21 protein-coding genes and 2 rRNA genes are annotated in these 23522 nt (G+C 71.7%); 9 read left to right on the forward strand and 14 right to left on the reverse strand.

The window, feature by feature from the left end; translation table 11 throughout:
- Positions 1-239 precede the first annotated feature (239 nt).
- A complete protein-coding gene (locus ACIP9H_RS05380) occupies positions 240-806 on the forward strand; it encodes a DJ-1/PfpI family protein (RefSeq protein ID WP_360915364.1) in 567 nt (188 codons plus the stop codon).
- 40 nt (positions 807-846) lie between these two features.
- Here ACIP9H_RS05380 and ACIP9H_RS05385 read toward each other — a convergent pair whose 3' ends face one another.
- The gene (locus ACIP9H_RS05385; protein WP_360915367.1) at positions 847-1500 is read right to left on the reverse strand and encodes an HAD family hydrolase; all 654 of its coding nucleotides are present in this window, start codon (positions 1498-1500) and stop codon (positions 847-849) included.
- Positions 1501-1615: 115 nt separating this feature from the next.
- On the reverse strand, positions 1616-2122 hold the full coding sequence (locus ACIP9H_RS05390; RefSeq protein ID WP_360915370.1) for a DUF6912 family protein: 507 nt from the start codon (positions 2120-2122) through the stop codon (positions 1616-1618).
- Between the two features lie 137 nt (positions 2123-2259).
- Here ACIP9H_RS05390 and ACIP9H_RS05395 point away from each other — a divergent pair, with 137 nt between their 5' ends.
- Positions 2260-2661, forward strand: coding sequence for an Rv3235 family protein (locus ACIP9H_RS05395; protein WP_401596990.1), 402 nt, complete (start codon positions 2260-2262; stop codon positions 2659-2661).
- Between the two features lie 79 nt (positions 2662-2740).
- Here the strand turns inward: ACIP9H_RS05395 and secA are convergent, their stop codons facing one another.
- Positions 2741-5542 (reverse strand): preprotein translocase subunit SecA, encoded by a 2802-nt coding sequence (gene secA / locus ACIP9H_RS05400; protein WP_401596987.1) that lies wholly within the window; start codon positions 5540-5542, stop codon positions 2741-2743.
- Between the two features lie 219 nt (positions 5543-5761).
- On the opposite strand from secA, the gene ACIP9H_RS05405 reads away from it, so the two are divergent.
- Together ACIP9H_RS05405 and ACIP9H_RS05410 are read left to right on the forward strand one after the other, a co-directional pair.
- A complete protein-coding gene (locus ACIP9H_RS05405) occupies positions 5762-6352 on the forward strand; it encodes a GNAT family N-acetyltransferase (RefSeq protein WP_401596984.1) in 591 nt (196 codons plus the stop codon).
- A 106-nt stretch (positions 6353-6458) separates the two neighbouring features.
- Positions 6459-7619 carry a winged helix-turn-helix domain-containing protein gene (locus ACIP9H_RS05410; protein WP_401596981.1) on the forward strand — a complete coding sequence of 387 codons (1161 nt, stop codon included), beginning with the start codon at positions 6459-6461 and terminating at the stop codon, positions 7617-7619.
- A 34-nt stretch (positions 7620-7653) separates the two neighbouring features.
- Here the strand turns inward: ACIP9H_RS05410 and ACIP9H_RS05415 are convergent, their stop codons facing one another.
- The 8 genes from ACIP9H_RS05415 to mtnA all read right to left on the reverse strand — a co-directional run bounded on the left by ACIP9H_RS05415 (position 7654) and on the right by mtnA (position 17609).
- A complete protein-coding gene (locus tag ACIP9H_RS05415; RefSeq protein ID WP_401596978.1) occupies positions 7654-8424 on the reverse strand; it encodes a response regulator in 771 nt (256 codons plus the stop codon).
- Between the two features lie 183 nt (positions 8425-8607).
- Positions 8608-9291: a ribosome hibernation-promoting factor, HPF/YfiA family gene (hpf, locus tag ACIP9H_RS05420; protein WP_401596975.1), complete on the reverse strand. Its 684-nt coding sequence runs from the start codon at positions 9289-9291 to the stop codon at positions 8608-8610.
- Between the two features lie 503 nt (positions 9292-9794).
- Positions 9795-10520, reverse strand: a complete 726-nt coding sequence (locus ACIP9H_RS05425; RefSeq protein WP_401957610.1) for a ComF family protein — start codon at positions 10518-10520, stop codon at positions 9795-9797.
- Positions 10521-10694: 174 nt separating this feature from the next.
- On the reverse strand, positions 10695-12515 hold the full coding sequence (locus ACIP9H_RS05430; RefSeq protein ID WP_401596969.1) for an LpqB family beta-propeller domain-containing protein: 1821 nt from the start codon (positions 12513-12515) through the stop codon (positions 10695-10697).
- A complete protein-coding gene (gene mtrB / locus ACIP9H_RS05435) occupies positions 12515-14512 on the reverse strand; it encodes an MtrAB system histidine kinase MtrB (RefSeq protein ID WP_401957613.1) in 1998 nt (665 codons plus the stop codon). The genes ACIP9H_RS05430 and mtrB overlap by 1 nt, the downstream gene beginning before the upstream one ends.
- A gap of 1 nt (position 14513) precedes the next feature.
- Positions 14514-15203, reverse strand: coding sequence for a two-component system response regulator MtrA (gene mtrA / locus ACIP9H_RS05440; RefSeq protein ID WP_078620260.1), 690 nt, complete (start codon positions 15201-15203; stop codon positions 14514-14516).
- 278 nt (positions 15204-15481) lie between these two features.
- Positions 15482-16246, reverse strand: coding sequence for an SDR family NAD(P)-dependent oxidoreductase (locus ACIP9H_RS05445; RefSeq protein WP_401596963.1), 765 nt, complete (start codon positions 16244-16246; stop codon positions 15482-15484).
- A 214-nt stretch (positions 16247-16460) separates the two neighbouring features.
- Entirely contained in the window at positions 16461-17609 is a 1149-nt protein-coding gene (gene mtnA, locus ACIP9H_RS05450) for an S-methyl-5-thioribose-1-phosphate isomerase (protein WP_401596961.1), read from the reverse strand.
- 143 nt (positions 17610-17752) lie between these two features.
- On the opposite strand from mtnA, the gene ACIP9H_RS05455 reads away from it, so the two are divergent.
- The 4 genes from ACIP9H_RS05455 to ACIP9H_RS05470 are packed head-to-tail and all read left to right on the forward strand — an operon-like array spanning position 17753 to position 21844.
- Positions 17753-18997 carry a glycerophosphoryl diester phosphodiesterase membrane domain-containing protein gene (locus ACIP9H_RS05455; RefSeq protein WP_401957618.1) on the forward strand — a complete coding sequence of 415 codons (1245 nt, stop codon included), beginning with the start codon at positions 17753-17755 and terminating at the stop codon, positions 18995-18997.
- A gap of 5 nt (positions 18998-19002) precedes the next feature.
- Positions 19003-19659 (forward strand): DUF4129 domain-containing protein, encoded by a 657-nt coding sequence (locus tag ACIP9H_RS05460; RefSeq protein WP_401596955.1) that lies wholly within the window; start codon positions 19003-19005, stop codon positions 19657-19659.
- Positions 19656-20879, forward strand: coding sequence for a DUF4350 domain-containing protein (locus tag ACIP9H_RS05465; RefSeq protein ID WP_401596952.1), 1224 nt, complete (start codon positions 19656-19658; stop codon positions 20877-20879). Before ACIP9H_RS05460 ends, ACIP9H_RS05465 begins: the two co-directional genes overlap by 4 nt.
- The gene (locus ACIP9H_RS05470) at positions 20876-21844 is read left to right on the forward strand and encodes an AAA family ATPase (RefSeq protein ID WP_401596949.1); all 969 of its coding nucleotides are present in this window, start codon (positions 20876-20878) and stop codon (positions 21842-21844) included. The genes ACIP9H_RS05465 and ACIP9H_RS05470 overlap by 4 nt, the downstream gene beginning before the upstream one ends.
- A gap of 19 nt (positions 21845-21863) precedes the next feature.
- On the opposite strand, the gene ACIP9H_RS05475 is transcribed toward ACIP9H_RS05470, so the two are convergent.
- Complete coding sequence (locus ACIP9H_RS05475) at positions 21864-22019, reverse strand: hypothetical protein (protein ID WP_401596946.1); 156 nt, start codon at positions 22017-22019, stop codon at positions 21864-21866.
- A gap of 60 nt (positions 22020-22079) precedes the next feature.
- On the opposite strand from ACIP9H_RS05475, the gene ACIP9H_RS05480 reads away from it, so the two are divergent.
- On the forward strand, positions 22080-23171 hold the full coding sequence (locus tag ACIP9H_RS05480; RefSeq protein WP_401596943.1) for a DUF58 domain-containing protein: 1092 nt from the start codon (positions 22080-22082) through the stop codon (positions 23169-23171).
- Positions 23172-23243: 72 nt separating this feature from the next.
- Here ACIP9H_RS05480 and rrf read toward each other — a convergent pair.
- Positions 23244-23360 (reverse strand): 5S ribosomal RNA (gene rrf / locus ACIP9H_RS05485).
- A gap of 65 nt (positions 23361-23425) precedes the next feature.
- Positions 23426-23522: ribosomal RNA gene (locus tag ACIP9H_RS05490) — 23S ribosomal RNA — on the reverse strand; the annotation flags it as partial.

Raw genomic sequence — 23522 nt, forward strand, 5'->3', positions numbered from 1 at the left:
CCCTGTCGCGCGCCGTTGCGTGACGTAGGTCGTGGTGATCGATGGATCAGCGCTGATCACGCTGTAAGGCTATCGCTACGGCCGGGGGGGCTGTCAGGGCCTCTTTGTGTACAAAAGCACGAACCAATCTTTGACGAACTGGACAGTCCGGCCGCGCGGGTGCAGGTTGAGGAGGTGACCGTACGGAGGTCGTAACGAGACGTTCACCCACGCCACGGGAAGGGACGGGAAACCCGGTCATGGCCACCAAGATCCTGATCGTCACCGGCGACGCGGCCGAGTCGCTCGAAGTCATGTACCCGTACCAGCGGCTCCTCGAAGAGGGATACGAGGTGCACATCGCGGCGCCCAGCCGCAAGAAGCTCCGGTTCGTCGTGCACGACTTCGAGGAGGGCTTCGACACCTACACCGAGAAGCCGGGCTACACCTGGCAGGCGGACCTGTCCTTCGCGGACGTCGACCCCGGCGCGTACGCGGCCGTCGTCGTCCCCGGCGGGCGCGCCCCCGAGTACCTGCGCAACGACCCCGAACTGCGCAAGGTGCTCAAGGCCTTCTTCGACGCCGACAAGCCCGTCGCCCAGATCTGCCACGGGCCGCTGCTGACGGCCGCGGTGGGCGCCCTCAGCGGGCGCCGCGTCACCGCCTACCCGGCACTGGAGATGGACATGGAGGCGGCGGGCGCCGGCTTCCAGGACACCGCCGTCGTCGTGGACGGCATGGTGGTCTCCTCCCGCGCCTGGCCGGACCACCCCTCGTGGATGCGGGAGTTCCTGACCGTGCTGCGGGCCAAGGCGCCGGTGACCTGAGGCGGGCGCCGGTCCGGGCGGCCGGGGCCCCGCGCCTGCCTCAGGCGACCAGGGCCTCGGCCGTCTCCACGGCCTCCAGCAGGGTGTCCACGACCGGGACGCCCGCCTTCTCCAGGCTGGCCCGGCTGTGCGAACCGCCCGTGTACAGCACCGCTAGGGCGCCCACGTGCCGGGCCGCCACCGCGTCGTCGACCGCGTCGCCGATGACCACGACCCGGCCCGCCGCTATGCCGTCCATCGCCGCCAGGTGCCGCGCCATCTGCTCGGACTTGCCCGTGTGACTGCCCTCGGTGCGGCCGTCCACGCGCACGAAGTGGTTCTCGATGCCGTGTGTGCGCAGGATCGGTATCAGCTGCTCGTGCGGGGCCAGCGAGCACAGCGACTGGGTGAGCCCCTCGTACCGCCGGCGGGCCAGGATCTCCGCGGCGCCCTCCGCGAGGCAGCAGGTGCCGGCGAGGGCCCAGTAGTGGCGATGGAAGATCTCGTCCATCACCTCCCACTCGTCCTCGGTGGGCAGGCGTCCCATGAGCCGCTCGTAGAACTTCGGCACGGGCACGCAGTACAGCTCGCGGTAGCGCTCCAGCGTGATCCGCGGGAGGCCGATCTCGGCGAAGGAGGCGTTGGTCGCCTCGATCACCGCGTCGATGTCGTGGAGCAGCGTGCCGTTCCAGTCCCACACCAGATGCGCGTTCACATCCGGAACCGTACCCAGACCCTCCCGGCCCAAGGCAAGTGCCGAGGTCACATACGAAGCCGCATCGTAGACACCGGCGCCCGCCGGGGCCGCCTCCGGGCGGTCCGCGGGGCGGTCACGCGATCAGCGTGGGGATCTCCTGCGTGGCGTACCAGAGCAGTTCGTGGTCCTCCGCGCCGTCGACCGTGAAGCGCGCGTCGTCGTCCCCGGCGTCGGCCGCGCCCAGGGCCCCCGCGGCCGCGGCGATGTCCGCCTCGGCCTCGTCGGCGTCCGCGTGCACCGCCGCGGCCCGCGCCATCGGCACAGGCGCGGACAGCCGGACCGCGCCGAGGGCGGACGGGTCCAGGGCGCGGTCGGGGTCGAAGGAGACGGCGGCGTCGGCGACGTCCACGGCGAGCACGACACGGCGGCGCGGCGCGTCCGGGGTGAGCGCCAGCTGCCGCAGCGAGCTCTGGGCGGCCCGGGTCAGGGCCGCGTACTCCAGTTCCTCGATGTCGTCGGAGACGTACCACTCGCGCAGGCTCGGGGTGACCGCGAAGGCGTCCAGCGGGGCGGGGCCCAGCTCGCCGGCCTTGTGCGCCTCGGCCAGGCCGGGAAGGGTCGTGGGGATGTAGACGCGCATGGCGTCAGCATACGTGCGCGGCACTCCGGATAGGTGAATCCCGGCCCACCTCCCGTGCCGCCCCCGCTCGGCTTCCGCACCGTGCGGCACCCCGCGTACAACCCGGTTACCAATCGGTAGACCACGGGGGTCCTCACATGCCTGTCACCACTTCGTCACCCAGCGCGACCGTCCGCGCGCACACCGTCACCGCACTGCCGCCCCATGTCTGGTTCGCCGGGCGGCTGCTGGACGTCCTCACCGGACGCCGGCCGGTCGCCGGCCTCGCGGGACGCGTGCGCCCCGAGGCCTACGACCGCCTGTGGGACCTGGTGAACGCCCGCGCCGACTGGGGCTACGTCGCCCGCGGGCACACGCCCCGGCTGCTCGGCAGGCCGCGGGTGTCGCCCTCCCCCGACGGCACGGCCCTCGAGGTCGCCGCCACCGTCGCCCTCGCCCCCGGCATCGTGCGCGCGCTCGCCTTCCGCCTGGAGCGCGACGCCGCCCCGCCGGGCGGCGGCCCCGGCCACTGGCGCTGCACCGCCGTGGAGGCCCGCTGAGACGCCGCCGGGGCCGGCCCCCGCAGGAGTCCGGCCCCGGCCGCCCGCGTCACCGCGGAAGTGCCCTTCGACGCCGCCGCTACTTCTTGCGGCGCCGGCCGCCCTTGGCGGCGCGACGGCGCTCCGCCCGGGTCAGGCCGTCCGACTCGGGGATGTCGCTGTCGGCGTCGCCGTTGTCGAACTCGCCCTGCACGACACCGCCCTCGCCGTCCACCGTCGGGGCGGAGAAGTGCAGCCGGTCCGCCCGCTTCGGGGCCTCCAGGCCCTTGGCGCGGATCTCCGGACGGGCGTCCTGCTTGATCAGGGTCGGCACCATGTCCTCGGCACCGGCGTCCACCGGCACCTCCTCGACCTGCTGCTCGACCTGGACCTCCAGGTTGAACAGGTAGCCGACGGACTCCTCCTTGATGCCGTCCATCATGGCCTTGAACATGTCGTAGCCCTCGCGCTGGTACTCCACCAGCGGGTCGCGCTGCGCCATCGCCCGCAGGCCGATGCCCTCCTGCAGGTAGTCCATCTCGTACAGGTGCTCACGCCACTTGCGGTCCAGCACCGACAGCACCACGCGCCGCTCCAGCTCGCGCATGATCTCCTCGCCGAGCTGCTTCTCCCGCGCGTCGTACTGCTCGTGGATGTCGTCCTTGGCCATCTCGCCGATGAACTCGGCGGTGATGCCCGCCCGGTCGCCGGCGGCCTCCTCCAGGTCGTCCACCGTCACCGTGATCGGGTAGAGCTGCTTGAAGGCGCTCCACAGCCGGTCCAGGTCCCAGTCCTCGGCGAAGCCCTCGGCCGTCTCGATCGCGATGTAGTCGTCGATCGTGTCGTCCATGAAGTGACGCACCTGCTCGTGCAGGTCCTCGCCCTCCAGGACGCGGCGGCGCTCGCCGTAGATGACCTCGCGCTGCCGGTTGAGCACCTCGTCGTACTTCAGGACGTTCTTGCGGATCTCGAAGTTCTGCTGCTCGACCTGCGACTGGGCGGAGGCGATGGCACGGGTGACCATCTTGTTCTCGATCGGCACGTCGTCCGGCACGTTCGCCATCGCCATGACGCGCTCCACCATCTGCGCCTTGAACAGGCGCATCAGGTCGTCACCGAGGGAGAGGTAGAAGCGGGACTCGCCCGGGTCGCCCTGACGGCCGGAGCGGCCGCGCAGCTGGTTGTCGATACGCCGCGACTCGTGGCGCTCGGTGCCCAGCACGTACAGCCCGCCGAGCTCCTTGACCTCCTCGAACTCGGCCTTGACCGCCGCCTCGGCGCGCTCCAGCGCCTCCGGCAGGGCCTGCGCCCACTCCTCGACGTGCTCCACCGGGTCCAGGCCGCGCTGGCGCAGCTCCGCCTCGGCGAGGTCGTCCGGGTTGCCGCCGAGCTTGATGTCCGTACCGCGGCCGGCCATGTTGGTGGCCACCGTGACGGCGCCCTTGCGGCCCGCCTGCGCGACGATCGACGCCTCACGCTCGTGCTGCTTGGCGTTGAGCACCTCGTGCGGCACACCGCGCTTGTTCAGCTGCTGCGACAGGTACTCGGACTTCTCCACCGAGGTCGTGCCGACCAGGACCGGCTGGCCCTTCTCGTGCTTCTCGACGATGTCCTCGACGACCGCCGCGAACTTCGCCTCCTCCGTGCGGTAGATCAGGTCCGCGCGGTCCTGACGGCTCACGGGGCGGTTCGTCGGGATCGGGACCACGCCGAGCTTGTAGATCTGGTGGAACTCGGCGGCCTCGGTCATCGCCGTACCGGTCATGCCGGAGAGCTTGTCGTAGAGGCGGAAGAAGTTCTGGAGGGTGATCGTGGCGAGCGTCTGGTTCTCGTCCTTGATCTCCACCCCCTCCTTCGCCTCGATCGCCTGGTGCATGCCCTCGTTGTAGCGGCGGCCGGCGAGGATACGGCCGGTGTGCTCGTCGACGATCATGACTTCGCCGTCCATGACGACGTAGTCCTTGTCCTTCTTGTAGAGCTCCTTGGCCTTGATGGCGTTGTTCAGGTAGCCCACCAGCGGGGTGTTCACCGACTCGTAGAGGTTGTCGATGCCCAGCCAGTCCTCGACCTTCGAGACGCCGACCTCGTGGATCGCGACGGTGCGCTTCTTCTCGTCGAAGTCGTAGTCGCCGGTCTCCGCCTTGCCCATGCCGCCGGCCTCGCCCGGCTTCAGGCGGGTCACCAGGCGCGCGAAGTCCGAGTACCACTTGGTGGCCTGGTCCGCCGGACCCGAGATGATCAGCGGGGTACGGGCCTCGTCGATGAGGATCGAGTCCACCTCGTCCACCACCGCGAAGTTGTGACCGCGTTGCACCAGTTCTTCCTTCGACCACGCCATGTTGTCGCGCAGGTAGTCGAAGCCGAACTCGTTGTTGGTGCCGTACGTGATGTCGCAGGCGTACTGCTCCCGGCGCTCCCCCGGGTTCATGTTCGCCAGGATGCAGCCGACCTTCAGGCCCAGGAAGCGGTGCACCCGGCCCATCCACTCCGAGTCGCGCTCGGCGAGGTAGTCGTTGGTGGTGATCAGGTGCACGCCCTTGCCGGACAGCGCGTTCAGATACGTCGGCAGCGTGCCGACCAGGGTCTTTCCTTCGCCGGTGCGCATCTCGGCGACGTAACCGAGGTGCAGGGCGGCGCCGCCCATCAGCTGGACGTCGTAGTGGCGCTGCCCCAGGACGCGCTTGGCGGCCTCGCGGACGGTGGCGAACGCCTCGGGAAGCAGGTCGTCCAGGCTCTCGCCATCGGCGTAACGCTGCTTGTACTCGTCCGTGAGGGCCCGCAGCTCGGCGTCCGTCAGGTTGACGAAGTCCTCTTCAATGGAATTGACCTGGTCCGCGATGCGGTGCAGCTTGCGCAGGATCTTGCCTTCGCCTGCACGCAGGATCTTGTTGAGGACGGACACGTAGGCTGGCTCCTTGCCGGTCGGGCCTGGCACGGGTTCTCGCGCTGGGCACAGCGGGTCACACCCCGCTGCAACGGCCATCGTAAGCGAGGACCCCAGCAGGCCGGGAGGTCCGTCGCCAAGCCGGGCGGTTCTCACCCGCGAACCGCCACCCCCAGGTGGCGACATCCGGTCGTGGCGGGGCACCCGTTCCTGGATACTCCCGCACATGGAGGCCGCATGGAACCGATAACCCTCACCACCGCGCACCTGCTGCTCCGCCCCTTCGGCCCGTCCGACGCCGACGCCGTCCACACCGCCTGCCAGGACCCCGAGATCCCGCGCTGGACCTCGGTACCGTCCCCCTACACCCGCCAGCACGCCGAGGACTTCGTCGGCCGCATCTGCCCCGATGGCTGGCGCGACGACCTGGTCTACAACTTCGCGGTGGTCACCCGCGACGAGGGACACCTCGTGGGAGCCATGGGACTGGTGAGACTGGAGCGCCTGCACACCGCGGAACGCCAGGCCGAGCTCGGCTACTGGACCGCCAAGGAGCACCGCGGCCGCGGCCTGACCGCCGAGGCCGCCGGGGCCGTCGTCCGCTGGGCCCTCCACGACCTGGGCGTCGAACGGCTCGAGTGGTACGCCGAGGCCGGCAACCACGGCTCCCGAGCGGTCGCCCTCAAGGCGGGCTTCCGCATGGAGGGCACCCTGCGCGCCCGGATCGTGCACCAGGGGACCCGGCGGGACGCCTGGAGCGGCTCACTGCTGCCCTCCGACATCGGCATGGACGGCGGAGCGGCGTACCTGCCTTACCCGGGCGAGTGACCCGGCGGGCCGGGAACCGGTTGCCGACCGGACCCGGCCCGCCGCACCGGGGACCGGCCGGGACCGGCCGGACCGGCTGTCGGACCCTGCTTCTACGCTGGGGCGCATGACCAAGCCCGCTCCGCTCTCCGCCGACGAAGCCCGCCGCACGGCACTGCGCGCCCAGGGGTTCCTCGGCGCCCCCGACCGCCGCGGCGGCGTGCGCGGCATACTGCGGCGGCTCGGCGCGGTGCAGCTCGACACGATCTCCGTCCTCGCCCGCTCCCACGAACTCATCCCTTACGCACGGCTCGGCGCGGTCGGCAGGACCGCGGTCGAGACGGCGTACTGGACCGAGAACCACGCCTTCGAGTACTGGTCGCACGCCGCGTGCATCCTGCCCGTCGAGGAATGGCCGCACTTCGCCTTCCGCCGCAGGGCCCGCCGCGCCCGCGGCCACCGCTGGCACGTGCTCCAGGACGCCGAACGCTCCATCGCCGCGGTGCTGGACCGGCTCAGGACCGACGGGCCGCTCACCTCCACCGAACTCGGCGGCGCCAAGAACGGCGGCCCCTGGTGGGACTGGTCCGAGACGAAGATCGCGGTGGAATGGCTGCTCGACACCGGTGACGTGGTCTGCACGCAGCGCCGCGGCTGGAAGCGCGTCTACGACCTCGCCGAACGCGCCGTCCCCGACGCCCTGTTCCACGACGACATCGACGACGACGAATGCCTGCGCCGCCTGGTCGCCCAGGCCGGCGCGGCCCTGGGCGTCGCCACCCGTGCCGACCTCGCCGACTACCACCGCGTCAAGGGCGAGCAGGTGGACGCCGTCATCGACGGCACCGGCCTGGTCCCGGTCGAGGTCGAGGGCTGGGGCAGACCCGCGTGGGCCGATCCCGCCGCCCTCGCCGAGCTCTCGCGCGGCGGGCGGCACCGGACCACCCTGCTCTCCCCCTTCGACTCCCTGATCTGGGACCGGCCGCGCACCGAGCGCATCTTCGGCTTCACGCACCGCCTGGAGGCGTACGTCCCCAAACCCCGGCGCATCCACGGCTACTTCGCGATGCCGCTGCTGGCCGGCGGCCGGCTCGTCGGACGTGCCGACCCGGCCCGCGAGGGCAGCACCCTGATCGCCCGTCAGGTCACCCTCGACTCCGCACGCGCCGTGCAACCCATGGCCGAGGCGCTGCGCGAGGCCGCGGAATGGGTCGGCTGCGACAGCGTGCGCGTCGAGCGGCTGGACGACCCCGCGCTGGCGACGGCGCTCCGGGCCGCGGTGGCGTGACACCGGACCCGGCCGGTCGGCCGACCGGGCACCGCTAGCGGATCTCCAGGATCTTCTCCCGCATCGCGTACACCACGGCCTCCATGCGCGAGTGCAGTTGGAGCTTCTCCAGGATGTTGCGCACATGGTTCTTCACGGTGTTCTCACTGATGAAGAGCTCCTTCGCGATGTCCCGGTTGTTCATCCCGGTCGCGACGAGCTTCAGCACCTCCAGCTCACGGTCGGTCAACCGCGGTGCCGGGACGAGCCGTCGCTCGTCCGTGCGCTGGATCATCGACTTGAACTCGGTGAGCAGCTTGGACGCCATCGACGGGCTGATCTGCGACTGCCCGTCGGCGACCGCGCGGATCGCGGTGGCGACCTCGTCCGTGGAGATCTCCTTGAGGAGATAGCCGGTGGCGCCGGCCTTGATCGCCTCGTAGAGGTCGGCCTCCTCGTCGCTCATCGTCAGCATGATGATCTTCGCGCTCGGCGCCACCTCCTTGATGGAGGTACAGGCCTCGATCCCGCCCCGCCTCGGCATCCGCACATCCATCAGCACGATGTCCGGGAGCAGGTCGGCGGCCTTCTCCGTCGCCTCCGCACCGTCCCCGGCCTCACCGATGACCTGGATGTCCTCCTCCTGCGCGAGCACGATCTCCAGTCCCCGCCGGAACAACGCGTGATCGTCCACCACGAGAACCCTGATCGGCTCCTTGCGCGGCACACCGGCCGTGCCGTGCGCGCCGTTCGCGCCCGCGTCCTGCGCGGCCCCGTCACCGGGTTCCGCCGCACCGGACGGCGCGGGCTCGAAGCTGTCGGCCATCGGTTCCTCCCCCTCGGGCCGGCCGCCCGTGGTCGTTGCACGCTTCTGTGCACCTTCGTGCCAGGCCGATCGGGCAGTGCGGCCCGACAGTCGGCTGCCCGGCCATGATTCCATGCCGGGACACGGCAACGCCCCCGGACGGAGGTCGTTTCCCGCCCGGGGGCGCCGCCCGTTACCGTCACATCACCGGCGCAGCGCTCCTCCCGCACCGGACGGCGCCACCATGACGGAGGGGTCCGCCTTCAGGTGGATGACGCCGTAGTCGTAGCCGTGCCGCCGGTAGACGACACTCGGTTGTTCCGTGTCGGAGTCGATGAACAGATAGAAATCGTGCCCGATCAGTTCCATCTCGTAGAGCGCCTGATCGAGCGTCATCGGTGCTGCCGCATGCGTCTTCTCGCGCACCACCAGCGGGCCTTCGCCCTGGACCTCCAGGGAACCCATCTTGGTGGTGGGCACGCCGGCGGCGGAGTCGTCCGCGGGCCGGGTGCCGTTGGACTCCTCGGCGGCCAGCACGGCCGTCGCCTCCGCCACGCTGAGGGGCGCACGGCTCCCGCCGCGGTGGTGCACCCTGCGTTTGTCGGCGGCCTTGCGCAGTCGCGCCTCGAGCTTGCTCACCGCGAGGTCGAGCGCCGCGTACGGATCCGTAGCGGCGGCCTCGGCCCGGATCACCGGTCCACGCGAGAGCAAGGTGATCTCCACCCGGTCGGAGCGGTCCGCCTGCCGGGGGTTGGGCTCCTTCGACACCTCGACCTCGAGGCTGATCACCTTGCCGTCGAGCTTCTGGATCTTGTCCAGCTTCTCGGTCACGTGCTTCCGGAACCGCTCGGGCACCTCGGTCTTGCGGCCCTTGACGACGATGTCCACGCAGAACTCCGTTCCCGGATCGCCCCGTTCGCACAGGACGAATCCCTTGCGCTGAGGCCGGCGGGTACCAGGTCCCGCCCGGCGTCGACGTTCGTAGCCACTCCGCACACCTCCGGAGGCCTCCGGGGCGGCGAAGCCGCAACTCTCACCTCCTCCTCCCCCGGGAGAAAGATCAACATCCACTGAACGGTGGGTGAACCACAACCCGCGGTCCGCGGAACGGCGGGCCACCTCCGGCGGCCGCGTCCCTCACAACCGAACATAGACCCGGAGTACCACGGTCGGCACCCCCAGCGGGGCGATACCTCCGTTCGGGTGAAACGGCGGTTGCACGACCTGCAACATCACCGGTGCCCGAGGGGTTCCGCTTACCGGCGCGCGGAGGCGACCACCCGCGCACGAGGGGCTGCGGACCCGCTTCCGGGCACCGGCGCGCGCCGTTTCCGGCACCCCTGGCCGTGCCGCACTCCGTGACGCGCCTTGCTCACGGACGGGCGGCCCCGCTACTCCGTTCGGCGGCGCAGCGGAGCCGGGCCGCCGATCACCGCGGCGGCAAGGACTCGGCCGCCGGCCGCCTCGACGGCCCGGGCGGCGGCCACCAGGGAGGCACCCGTGGTCATCAGGTCGTCCACGAGGACCGCCCCGGTGCGACTGAGCAGTCCGGCGGCGCCCGGTACGGCTTCCAGGGCCCCGGAGAGGTTGGCGAGCCGGTCCGGTGCGGCGAGGCCCGCCTGGTCGGCGACGGGGCGGCGCTGCCGCAGGACCCTGGCGGCCCGCACGGGGAGCCCGTCCCGGCGGAGGTCCGCGGCGGCGGCCCGGGCCATGCGGCGGGTGGCGTCGTGGCCGCGGGAGGCGACGGCGCGGCGGGAGGAGGGGACGGGGACGAGGAGCAGCGGCCCGGTCTCGGGGGCCCCTCCCCCACCCCCTCCCCTCACCGCCGCGTAGACGGCGCCCGCCAGCGCCGCGCCCAGCGGCCGCGCCAGCCCGAGGGCGCCGCGCTCCTTGTGCGCGAGCAGCACGGCGCGCGGCTGGTCGGCGTAGACGGCCGCCGCCCACACCTCCGGGAGCCCGGCGGGCGGCGGGTCGGGCCATACGCGCCGCGCCCCCGGCTCGTACAGCGTCGCCCCGCACTCCTCGCACAGTCCGGTGCGCGGCGCGCCGCACCCCGCGCACTCCCCCGGCAGCACCAGACCCGCGATTTCGCGCCACCATTCCCGTAGGCCTCGCATGACTCAACGATGCCGGGTGGGGGAGACATCCGCCAGGGTCGTCCACAGGGCTGTGGATAACTCCTGTGGGTAAAGCTTCGCGGGAGGCCGAGCACGACAGAAAAGACCCGCTTTGTCACGTTTCTACGGTGCCTCGCCTGTGTGTTGTCCACGCAACCGACGCCCGGCCGCCGCTCAGCCCGGATAGACCGGCGCGGTGCCCTTGGGGGTGACTTCCTTCCAGTTCGCGTCCGGGGGCAGCCGGAAGATGCCGCCGTCCAGTTCCGCGAGCAGCGGCTTGTCCTGGTTCTCGGAGGCGGCCACCGACTTGACGCCGCTGATGCCGGGCAGGCTCGGGGTGAAGGACGCCGAGCCGTCCGCGTTGATGTACTGGATCTGGGGGACGCCCCCGGTCTCCCGGCCCACCACCACGAGGCGGCTCACCCCCGCCCAGGAGGCCGCTATGACGTCCTCCAGCTGCGGGGTCACGCGGCGCAGGTCGGCGACGGCGATCTGCGGGTCGTCGGAGGGCCCGGTGCGTTCGATGCGGCCGAGCCGCAGCGTGGTGTGCTTGCCCTCGCTCACCAGCAGGGCGATGCGGACACCGTCGGCGGCCACCCGCAGCGACTCGATCCGGCCGTCGCCGAGCTCCGGCACCGCGACGTCGACGGGTGTGCCGGCACCGTCGCGGAACATGAGCAGCCGGGGCCGGTTGGGGTCGCGGTCGGCGACCCACAGGCCGCCGTAGCCGTCCCAGCTGGGCGCGCTGAGCCGGTTCTTCCGGTCGGCGGCCTCACTCTGCGCGACGACCGGCCCGAGCTCCCCGCCCGCGTTCAGCGAGGAGACGTAGAGGTCGGCGCCGTCGTCGGTGACCCCGGCCGCGGACTGCTCGTCGCGGCGCACCGCGACGGTGCCCAGCTTGAGCGGCCCCGACCCGAAGGGCCCGGGCACCGTGATGGGCTGGGTGCCCTCGCCGCTGAGGCTGACGAGGTGGTGCTCGGCGTCGATGAAGTACTGCTCGTTGCCCTGACCGGCCAGCCCCTCCGGTGCGTAGGCACTGGCGGCCTGCTCCCGCGACAGGGAGCAGGCGACGCGGCCGGCCGGGCCCTGCACCTCCACGGACGGCAGGGGGCTGGAGGACATGCCCTGCACGGTCTGGATGAGCTGGGCGGCCATCCGCTCGCAGCGAGGGCCGTCGCCGGGCGCGCGGTTGAGCCGGACGGTGAGGCGCTGGGTGTCGTCCAGGGAGACCTTGGTGGCGCGGATGCCGCTGGAGAAAGCCGATTCGACGACGGGCTGGAGCCAGTCGGTCGGTCCGGTCAGCAGCGCGTCGACGGTCGCGGCCAGCGGGTTGATGCGCTTGCGCAGGTACAGGGGGTCGGCGACCAGGGAATCGCGATGCCCGGTGAGGGCGTCCGCGCCCAGGGAGGCGAAGTAGTACGTGTCCACCGAGCGGTAGAAGCGGGTGAAGTCGGCCTCGCTCAGCACGAGCCCGTCGGCGACGCCGGCGATGCGCCATTCGCCGTTCTCCTTGGTCAGCCGGATCCCGGTGCTGAAGGTGCCCTCGTCCGCGCGGTACGCGTGCCTGGCGTCGACCGCGGCGACCTTCTCACCGGTGAGGCTGATTTGGGTGCCGTCGTCGCCCTTGCCGTCACCCGTGGCGTCCGGCTCCTGCACCTGGGTGGGGCCGTCGGCGAGGATGGTGATCCCGGAGTCCGGCTTCCACAGCTGGGCCTGCTCCTTGGTCATGTAGAGCTTGGCGGTGTCGTACTTCGCCTCGTCGCTGGTGGTCGCCTCCAGGAAACCGCTGACGATCTCCCGCGGCGTCTCGCCCTTCTGCGGTTTCACGCCGTAGACGCGTACCTGGGGGTCGGTGTCCGCGTGCTGCTCGCCGCCGACGCGGTGCACCTCGCCGCTGTCGGGCATGGAGGCGCAGCCCGTGAGCAGGACGAGGAGACAGCCCAGGAGCATGCCCGCCTTGACCGGCCGCGGTCGGCCGCCCCCCATCGCGCGCATCAGCTCTCGTCCTCCCGCGCCTGGTCCGTGGTGGTGGTGTGGGTGGCCGTGCCGCTGCCGGCCCGGTGGCCGACGACGCGGGCGCCGTTGCCGGGCAGTGCGGCGGGGTCCGCGGCTGGGGGCCGGGGAGCGCTGAGCGGCATGTTGGGGATGGCGGGCGCGGCGAACCGCGACACCGGCACCCCGTGCAGGGCCGGGGTGTGCGCCGGGACGGCCGCGCCTTCGAGGGCCGCGCCGAGCGCGATGGCGCCGGCGGGCATGGCGCGGGGGCCGGCGTTCAGCTCGCGGTTGCGGCGCGAGTCCTCGGGTTCCAGGGCGATCGGGGAGCCGCGCAGGCTGTCGGCGCCGGTGCGGGGCAGGGTCAGCCGGAACTGCGAGCCGCCGCCCGGTTCGCCCCAGGCCTGCAGCCAGCCGCCGTGCAGCCGGGCGTCCTCGAGCGCGATGGACAGGCCGAGGCCGGTGCCGCCGGTGGTGCGGGCGCGCGCGGGGTCGGCGCGCCAGAAGCGGTTGAAGACGCGGGTGGCCTCGCCGGGCTTGAGGCCGACGCCGTAGTCGCGGACGGCCACGGCGACGGCCCCGCCGGCCGAGGCCATGCGGACGTGGACGTCGCGGCCCTCGCCGTGCTCGACGGCGTTGACGACGAGGTTGCGCAGGACCCGCTCGACGCGCCGGGCGTCGGCCTCGACGGTCACGGGCTGCTCGTCGCCGTGGACGACGATGCGGCTGCCCTTGCGCTCCGCCAGCGGCTCGGCGCCGTCGACGACCCGGCGCACGACGTCGCGCAGGTCTATCGGCTCGGCCTCCAGGGCCGCGGCACCGGCGTCGAACCGGCTGATCTCCAGCAGGTCGGAGAGCATCGACTCGAACCGGTCCAGTTGGTTCTGGAGCAGTTCGGCGGAGCGGGACGTCGCCGGGTCGAAGTCCTCGCGGGCCTCGTGGATAACGTCGGCGGCCATGCGGACCGTGGTCAGCGGGGTGCGCAGTTCGTGGGAGACGTCGGAGACGAACCGGCGCTGCATCCGGGACAGGTCCTCCAGCTGCTGGATCTTGACCTGGAGGGTCTGGGCCATCTTGTTGAAGGACTCGCCGAGCCGGGCGATGTCGTCCTCGCCGGTGACCTTCATGCGTTCCTGCAGGTGTCCGGCGGCCAGCCGTTCGGAGATCTGGGCGGCCATGCGGACGGGGGTGACGACCTGCCGCACGACGAGCCAGGCGATGGCGCCGAGCAGCACGACGACGAAGATGCCGGCGGTGGCGAGGGTGCCCTTGACCAGGCCGAGGGTCTTCTCCTCCTGGTCGAAGGGGAAGAGGTAGTACAGCTGGTAGGGCTTGCCGTTGGGGTCGTTGAGGCGCTGTCCGACGATGAGGGCGGGTTCCCCCTGGGGGACGCTGTCGCTCTTCATCGAGGTGTAGCGCTCGTAGACCTCCAGCGTGCCGTCGAGGGACTGCCGCAGGTCGGCCGGCACGCTCTCCTCGGGCCACACCCCGCCGGAGCCGCGGGGACCGTGGGTGCCGGGGCTGTCGGCCTGGGTGCTGTACGTCATCTGCTGCTCGGCGTTGGAGCTGAGGGCGACGACGGAGTAGACGCCCTGGCCGCCGCTGGCGAGCTGTTCGACGAGGTTGTTGAGCCAGGTCGCGGTGTCGGTCTGGCTGCGCGCGTCGGTGCCGGAGTCGCCGCTGTCGGTGACGTTGCGGGCCTTCTCCTTGGCCACGGCGAAGCCGCCGACGGCCTGGCTCTGCGCGGTCTGCCGCTTGGCGTCGAGCAGTCCGTTCTTGACCTGGCCGATCACGACCACGCCGAGGAGCAGCACGACGCCCAGCGACATCAGCAGTGTGGTGGCGACGACGCGCAGCTGGATGTTGCGCCGCCACAGCCGGGTGGCGGGCTGGAGGGGCCGCCTGGCCCAGCGGACGCACGAGCGGAGCACCGGCAGCAGGCCCGTGAGGGGGTCCGCGTGCCGGCTCTCCTGCCGCTCACGCTCGTACGGGGTCCCCATGTCAGCCCGGTCCGGCCTTGTAGCCGACGCCGCGGACGGTCACCACGATCTCGGGGCGCTCGGGGTCGCGTTCGACCTTGGAGCGCAGCCGTTGGACGTGGACGTTGACCAGGCGGGTGTCGGCCGCGTGCCGGTAGCCCCAGACCTGCTCGAGGAGCACCTCGCGGGTGAAGACCTGCCACGGTTTGCGGGCGAGCGCGACCAGCAGGTCGAACTCGAGCGGGGTCAGCGCGATGGGCTGCCCGTCCCGCTTGACCGAGTGGCCGGCGACGTCGATGACGAGGTCGCCGATGGTGAGCTGCTCGGGTGTCGGCTCCTCCGCCCTGCGCAGCCGGGCCCGCACGCGGGCCACCAGCTCCTTGGGCTTGAAGGGCTTGATCACGTAGTCGTCGGCGCCGGACTCCAGGCCCACCACCACGTCGACCGTGTCGCTCTTCGCGGTGAGCATGACGATGGGTACCCCGGACTCGGCCCGGATCTGGCGGCACACGTCGATGCCGTCCCGTCCGGGGAGCATGAGGTCGAGGAGGACCAGATCCGGTTTGGTCTCACGGAAAGCGGCGAGGGCCTTGTCACCGTCGGCCACGAACGACGGCTCAAAACCCTCGCCGCGCAGCACGATGCCAAGCATCTCCGCCAGTGCGGTGTCGTCGTCGACGACCAGGACGCGTCCCTTCATAGCGACCATCATCCCATTTTCGCATCGATAGCTTTGACCATGGTGTTCGTCGTCACCCCGCCGTGCTCTCCGTCGACTGGCATCTGCCGTTGACCTGGGATGTTCGGAGCCGTGGCGTCACTCACGCATACGGTCTCCGGACACCTGGTTCCGGACAGTGAACACCCTGCCAGGTCCATGGCGAGCTGCGCGACGGGTCGTAGGGCCTTGTTCTCCGACGAAGGTCACTTCGCGACGGTTCCGGCAGGCCGGAGGGGCGGCCCGGCCGGGTCGGGTCGGGTCGGGTCGGGTCACAGGCTCTGGCCGCCGGAGATCTCGATGCGCTGGGCGGTGACCCACCGGTTCGCGTCCGAGAGCAGCGCGGCGAGCGCCGCGCCGATGTCGTCGGGCTCGCCCGTGCGGCCGAGGGCGACCTGAGAGCTGATCCGGGTCCGCACGTGCTCGTTGTGGATCATGCCACCGCCGCCGAAGTCGGTCGCCGTCGCGCCGGGGGCGATGGCGTTGACGCGGATACCGCGGGCGCCGAGCTCCTTGGCCTGGTAGCGGGTGAGGACCTCGACCGCGCCCTTGACGGCGCCGTAAGCGGCGTGGCCGGGGGCGGTGATGCGCGTCAGGCCGGTGGAGACGTTGACGACGGCGCCGCCGTCGGCGAGCTGCGGCAGCAGGGACTGGGTGAGGAAGAAGGCGCCCTTGAGGTGGACGGAGACCATGTCGTCGAAGTCCTTCTCGGTGGTCTCCGCGAAGGACGCCGTCAGGTCGTGACCGGCATTGTTGACCAGGTAGTCGAAGGTGGTCCTGTCCCAGCGGGACTTCAGCTCGCCGGCCAGTTGCGCGGCGAAGCCGGCGAAGGAGCTCACGGCGCCGGTGTCCAGCCGCAGGGCGACCGCGGTCCGGCCCAGAGCCTCGACGGCCGCCACGACGTCCTCCGCCTCGGCCCGGTTGTTCCGGTACGTGATCACGACGTCCACCCCGTCCGCGGCCAGCCGCAGGGCGCCGGCGCGGCCCAGGCCTCGGTTGGCCCCGGTGATGAGGGCGATCTTCCGGTCGGTGCTCACAGCGACTCCTTCGCGGGTGCTCGACGGTGGGGATCGCTCCGGTTGGTCGGCGACCTCACCCACTCCAGTGGAGGCGGCGGAGCCCGGCGCAGCCAGTGCATCCGTCTTCCACGGACTGCCGGTACCAGGAAGCGCCGGGAGCCCGGCCGCGAGGAGGGCATGCCACGGCCCCTGGCCCGCATCACAGCGCGGGCCAGAGGGCCGTCGCCGTGCCTCAGCCAGGGATCACCCCGGTGCCGGATCGCGAACCCGGGACACGGGGAGCGCACAGTGCCGCCAGCGCATCCGCCGTGACCGGCGAGACCACGCCGGTCTCCGTCACTATCGCCGTGATCAGGCTCGGCGGCGTGATGTCGAACGCGGGGTTGTACGCCTGGGTGCCGAGCGGAGCCACGGCGCGCCCTGACACGTCCGTGACCTCGTGACCGGAACGCTGCTCGATCTCCACGGCCGCCCCGTCCGGTGTGTCCAGGTCGACGGTGGTGGTCGGGGCCACCACGACGAAGGGCACGTTGTGGTAGCGGGCGAGGACGGCGAGCGGGTAGCTGCCGACCTTGTTGGCGACGGAGCCGTCGGCGGCGATGCGGTCGGCGCCCACGAGGACGGCGTGCACCTCCCCGGCGGCGAAGAGCGAACCGGCGGCGCTGTCGGTGAGCAGCGTGTACGCCATGCCGGTGCGGGCGGCCTCGTAGGCGGTGAGCCGGGCGCCCTGGAGCAGCGGCCGGGTCTCGTCGACCCACAGCCGGCGCAGCTGGCCGCGCCGGTGGGCGGCGAGGGCGACGGCGAAGGCGGTGCCCTCGCCGCCGGAGACGAGCGCACCGGTGTTGCAGTGCGTCAGGATCTGGTAGCCGCCGCCGGGCAGGAGCTCGGAGAGCAGATGGAGGCCGTTGCTGCCCATGGCGGTGCTGGCCGCGGCGTCCTCGGCGTGGAGACTGCGGGCCTCGGCGAGGGCGGCGGCCGCCGCGCGGTCGGGGTCGCCCTGGGCGTCCCCGCTCAGCGCGGCGCGGTAGGCGGCCACGGCGCGCTTGACGCCGTAGGCCAGGTTGACGGCGGTGGGCCGGGCATGCGCGAGGGATTCGGCGGCCTCGTCGACGTCGTAGCCGCGCACGGCGGCGAGCGCCACACCGTAGGCGCCCGCGACACCGAGCACCGGCGCCCCGCGCACGACGAGGGTGCGGATCGCCTCGACGAGTGCGGGCACATCGGTGCAGACCAGTTCCACTTCCTCCGCGGGAAGACGGGTCTGGTCGAGCAGGACGAGGACGGGCCCTTCCGGCGGCTCCTCCCAGCGGAGCGTCGGGAGCGGTTCGTCGGGGTTCCCCTTGGTTTCGTTGGCCAGAGATACCACGTACTGATCACCCATCTGCCCAGTCTGCCGTGAACGGCAGCACGTTTTGAACGGTTGCGGCGTACCGCATCCCCGGGTACAAGCCCACTTACCCCATGGCACGATTGCCACCGTCCCGGCGTTGAACGATCGGGTAGCGCAGTAACGAAGGAGCGATGATGAACGACTCTCCGGGCTGGGCCTCGCCCGGATCCTCCCCCTCCGACGAGCCGGGCCACCCGAACGGGCCCGACACGCCGCAGGATTCTGCGCCCCCGAACTGGACTCAGCAGCAGCCTCCGGCCGGCCAGTGGCAGGCCTCCGGAAGCGGAGGATGGGGCAGCCCGCCCCCGCCGCCCGCGTGGGGCGGCACCGGACAGCGCGGCTGGCAGCAGCCGCAGTGGGGTCTTCCGCCCTCCCCCAAGCCCGGCGTCATCCCGCTGCGGCCGCTGGGAGTGGGCGAGATCCTGGACGGGGCGGTCTCCACCATGCGCGCGCACTGGCGGACGGTCCTGGGCATCGCCCTGGTGGTCTCCCTGGTCACCCAGGGCGCCTCGGTGCTCCTGCAGGGGCTGGCGCTCAGCGACAACAGCAGCATCAACGCCCTGGAGAACAACCCCGAGCCCAGCCTCAGCGATGTCGCGGACGCCGTCGGCGGCAGCCTCGCGGGCGCCGGGGTCACCATGGTCATCACGCTGCTCGGCGTGGTGATCGCCACCGCGATGCTCACCATGGTGATCAGCAGGGCCGTGCTGGGCCGGCAGGTCACCACGGGCGAGGCCTGGTCCGACGCCCGGCCCCAGTTGAGCCGGCTGCTCGGTCTGACCCTCCTGATCGCCCTCATAGGGGTGGGCATCGTGGCCGTCGGCATCGGCCCCGGGGTGGCACTGGCCGTCGGCGGCTCCGTCGGTGCCGGGCTCAGTCTCGCGTTGTTCGGTGGTCTGGCGGCTTTCGTCGTCGTCGTGTGGCTGATGATCCGGTTCAGCCTCGCCTCTCCCGCGCTGATGCTGGAGAAGCAGGGCGTGGTCAAGTCGATGGCGCGGTCGTCCAAGTTGGTGCGCGGCTCGTGGTGGCGCGTGCTGGGTATCCAGTTGCTCTCCTCGCTGCTCGTCTACCTCATCACCTCGATCATCCAGATCCCCTTCCTGATCGTGGGCCTGGCGATCAGCGGCGACGGCCTGTCCGCCTTCACCTCGCCCAACTCCGGCGGGCTCGGCTGGTCCTACCTGATCGTCGTCGGCATCGGCGCCGTCATCGGATCCACCATCACCTTCCCCATCAGTGCGGGCGTGACCGCCCTGCTCTACATGGACCAGCGCATCCGCCGCGAGGCCCTGGACATCGACCTCGCCCGCGCCGCCGGCGTCAGCGGGTACGGGGAGCCGACGGGCGCACCCGGCGCGAGTCCGGCCACCGGGGCCTGACGCCGGTGTCGGGGGGCGTACCGGTCACGATCCCGCGCGTCCCGGCGCGCGAGGCGGCCGAGGACGAACTGTCCAAGGCCGTCTACCACCAGAACGATCCCGGCCTCCTCCAGCGCGCCATCGCGTGGCTGTGGCGGAAGTTCGCCGACCTGATGGACAGTGCCTCCGGGGCCGCCCCCGGAGGCGCTGTCGGCCTGGTGACGGTGATCGTGCTCGTCGTTGTACTGGTCGTCGCCCTGCGCCTGCGGCTCGGCAAGCTGCGGGCTCAGCCCACCGTGGCCGGCGGCCTGTTCGCCGAGACGCCGCGCACCGCCGCGGAACACCGGGCGGCGGCCGAGGAGCATGCCCGCAACGGCGCCTGGACCGAGGCCGTCCAGGAGCGGATGCGGGCGATCGTGCGCTCCTTGGAGGAACGCGCCGTGATCGACCCACGTCCCGGCCGCACCGCCGACGAGGCCGTGGCCGACGCCGGCCGCCACCTCCCCGACCACGCCGCGGCGCTCCGCGACGCCGCCCGCACCTTCGACGACGTCACCTACGGCAACCGCCCCGGCAGTCCCGAGGCCTATGCGGCCCTGCGCGACCTGGACACCCAAGTGGAGCGCGCCAAGCCCCGATTCGCCGCAACGGCCGCTGGACCGTCCGGGGGCGCCCGCCCGTGACCACGGCCCAGGCCACGACACCGGCCCCTGCCTCGACCTCCGCGTCCCCCACGGCACATCAGCTCTGGAGCCGCTGGCGTGCCGTACTGGCGGCGGGCCTCGCCCTCGTCCTGTTCGGCGTCGCCTACGCCGTCCTGCAGTCCGGTGAGAACCACCATGCCCTGGACCCCCGTTCTCCCGACCCGGCGGGAAGCCGGGCCCTGGCACAACTCCTCGGCCACCGCGGTGTGACGACCACGGTCGTCACCACCACCGACGACGCCGCTTCCTCCGCCGGCCCCGACACCACCCTTCTCGTCACCGTCCCCGATCTCTTGACGGATCGTCAGCAGTCGCGTCTACGCAAAGCCATGACGCAGTCCGGCGGTGGTCGGACCGTGCTGCTGGACCCGAGCGACGCGTCCGTCGGCGTGCTGGCCCCTGGGGTCCACTACGCCGGACCGGCCTCCGTCCGGACCCGGCGGGCCGGATGCGACCTGCCCGCGGCGGTCCGCGCGGGCGACGCCGATCTCGGCGGCACCGCCTACACGACCACCGCCGAGGGGGCCGACCGGTGCTACCGAACCGCCGCCGGCAACCCCACCCTGCTGCGTCTCCCAGCAGCGGACGGCGGTGACATCGTGGTCCTCGGCACCCACACACTCCTGCAGAACGAGAACCTCCGCGACCAGGGAAACGCCTCCCTCGCCCTTCAGGTCCTCGGCGCACACCCGCACCTCGTCTGGTACCTCCCCTCTCTCGATGACGCGGCCGCGTTCGACGGCGGCCGGCAGAGCTTCCTCGACCTCATCCCCGACGGCTGGAGCTGGGCCTTCCTCCAACTCCTCGTCGCCGCCGCATTCGCCGCACTCTGGCGGGCGCGCCGACTGGGCCCGATCGTCGCCGAACGGCTGCCCGCGACCGTGCGCGCCGCGGAGGCCACCGAAGGACGGGCCCGCCTCTACCGCCGGGGCAACGCCCGCGCTCGCGCCGCCGAAGCACTGCGGACCGCGACCCGGGACCGGCTGGCCCCCCTTCTCGGCATCCCTCCATCCCAGGCCCACGACCCGGGCGTCCTCGCCTCCGCCGTCGCCGCACGCCTTGACGATCCCGCGGCACAACCGCATGTCACGCTGCACGGCCCTCCCCCGGCCGACGACGCCGCCCTGCTGCGCCTCGCCGACGACCTCGACGCACTCGAACGCCGCATCCTGCGCAACGAGAGGAAAGCAACCCCGTGAGCGCCGCTCCCACCGCCGACAGTGCCCGCGCCTCCCTGGAGGCACTGCGCACCGAAATCGCCAAGGCCGTCGTCGGCCAGGACCCGGCAGTCACAGGCCTGGTGGTGGCCCTCCTCTGCCGAGGGCACGTCCTGCTCGAAGGCGTGCCCGGTGTCGCCAAGACACTGCTGGTGCGCGCCCTGGCAGCGTCGCTCCGACTGGAGACCAAGCGCGTCCAGTTCACGCCCGACCTGATGCCCGGCGACATCACCGGATCCCTCATCTACGACGCCCGCACCGCCGAGTTCTCCTTCCAGGCCGGTCCCGTCTTCACCAACCTCCTTCTCGCCGACGAAATCAACCGCACACCTCCCAAGACCCAGGCCTCACTCCTGGAGGCAATGGAGGAGCGCCAGGTCACCGTCGACGGCCTCCCTCGCCCGCTGCCGGAACCGTTCCTGGTCGCGGCGACGCAGAACCCGGTCGAGTACGAGGGCACCTATCCCCTCCCGGAGGCCCAGCTGGACCGCTTCCTGCTCAAGCTGGTGCTGCCCCTGCCCTCCCGCGAGACCGAGATCGACGTCCTCACCCGGCACGCCGACGGCTTCAACCCCCGCGACCTGGACTCCGCCGGCATCCGCCCCGTCGCCGGTCCCGCCGACCTCGACGCCGCACGTGCTGCGGTCGCCAAGACGTCGGTCTCCCCCGACATCACCGCCTACATCGTCGATATCTGCCGTGCCACCCGTGACTCCCCCTCACTCGCTCTCGGTGTCTCCCCTCGCGGAGCCACCGCCCTCCTTGCCACCGCCAGGGCCTGGGCCTGGCTGACCGGACGCGACTACGTCACGCCCGACGACGTGAAGGCCTTGGCTCTGCCCACACTCCGGCACCGGATCCAGTTGCGGCCCGAAGCCGAGATGGAAGGCACGACCGCCGACTCGGTCATCACCTCGGTCCTCGCCCACGTCCCCGTGCCCCGCTGAGACGACGGGCCGACCGATGTCACTGACCGGACGAACCGCCCTCCTCGCCGCGATCGGCGCCCTCGTCGTCGGGCTGCTCCTCCCTGACTGGAACGGCATCCTGATCGTCGAAGGCGTCCTTCTTCTCGGAATTCTGTGCGACCTCGCCCTCGCCGCGCCAGTACGAAAGCTCCATTTCACCCGAACCGGTGATACATCAGTTCGACTCGGCGAGAGTGCGGAGGTCACGCTCACCGTGACGAACCCGAGTCGCCGAGCTCTTCGTGCCGCCCTGCGCGACGCCTGGCCGCCCAGCAGCTGGCACCCCGGCACCGAGGTCACGTCCTCACGCCACAGGCTGTCCGTCCCGGCAGGCGAGCGCCGCCGCCTCAGCACCGTCCTCCGGCCCACCCGCCGCGGTGACCGCCGGGCGGAGCGTGTCACCGTCCGCTCCTTCGGCCCCCTCGGCCTGGCCGCCCGCCAGGGGTCGCACCGGGTGCCCTGGACCGTTCGCGTGCTGCCGCCCTTCCACAGCCGCAAGCACCTCCCCTCCCGCCTCGCGCGTCTGCGGGAACTCGACGGCCGTACCTCCGTCCTCATCCGCGGACAGGGAACCGAGTTCGACTCGCTGCGCGAGTACATCCCCGGCGACGACACCCGCTCCATCGACTGGCGGGCCACCGCCCGCCGCTCCGCCGTCGCCGTCCGGACCTGGCGCCCCGAACGCGACCGGCACATCCTCGTCGTCCTGGACACCGGACGCACCTCGGCGGGACGCGTGGGCGACGCACCACGCCTGGACGCCGCCATGGACGCGGCTCTGCTCCTCACGGTGCTCGCCGCCCGCGCAGGCGACCGTGTGGACCTCCTCGCCTACGACCGCCGGGTACGGGCCGCGGTGCAGGGCCGCTCCGCCCGCGACATGCTTCCCGCCTTCGTCGACGCCATGACCCCGCTGGACGCCGAACTCGTCGAAACCGATGCACGAGGGCTGGTCGCGACGGTCCTCCAACGGGCCTCCCACCGCTCTTTGGTGGTACTGCTCACGGGCCTGGACGCCGCTCCCATGGAAGAAGGCCTCCTGCCGGTCCTCCCCCAGCTCACGCACCGCCACGAGGTCCTCGTCGCCTCCGTCGCCGATCCTCGCCTCGAAGACATGGCCACGGGCCGCAGCAGCATCGACGCGGTCTACGCGGCCGCCGCGGCAGAACAAGCCCGCGCAGAACGGCGTCGGGTCGCCGAGCGCCTTTCCCGCCACGGCATCACCGTCGTCGACGCCCCGCCGGCCGATATCGCCCCCGCCCTGGCAGACGCCTACCTCGCACTCAAGGCCGCCGGCCGCCTGTAAAGGCGGTTGCCATCACAACGCAAAAAAGCCTCAACCCCCGAGCATGAGCTCGGGGGTTGAGGCTGAAGAATTGTTCGGCGGCGTCCTACTCTCCCACAGGGTCCCCCCTGCAGTACCATCGGCGCTGAAAGGCTTAGCTTCCGGGTTCGAAATGTAACCGGGCGTTTCCCTAACGCTATGACCACCGAAACACTATGAAACTGTACGAACCGGGGTTCGTTGTTTCAGAACTACACAGTGGACGCGAGCAACCTATGGACAAGCCCTCGGCTTATTAGTACCGGTCAGCTCCACCCATTACTGGGCTTCCACATCCGGCCTATCAACCCAGTCGTCTACTGGGAGCCTTAA

Source organism: Streptomyces sp. NPDC088732, assembly GCF_044751205.1.
Taxonomy (GTDB): domain Bacteria; phylum Actinomycetota; class Actinomycetes; order Streptomycetales; family Streptomycetaceae; genus Actinacidiphila.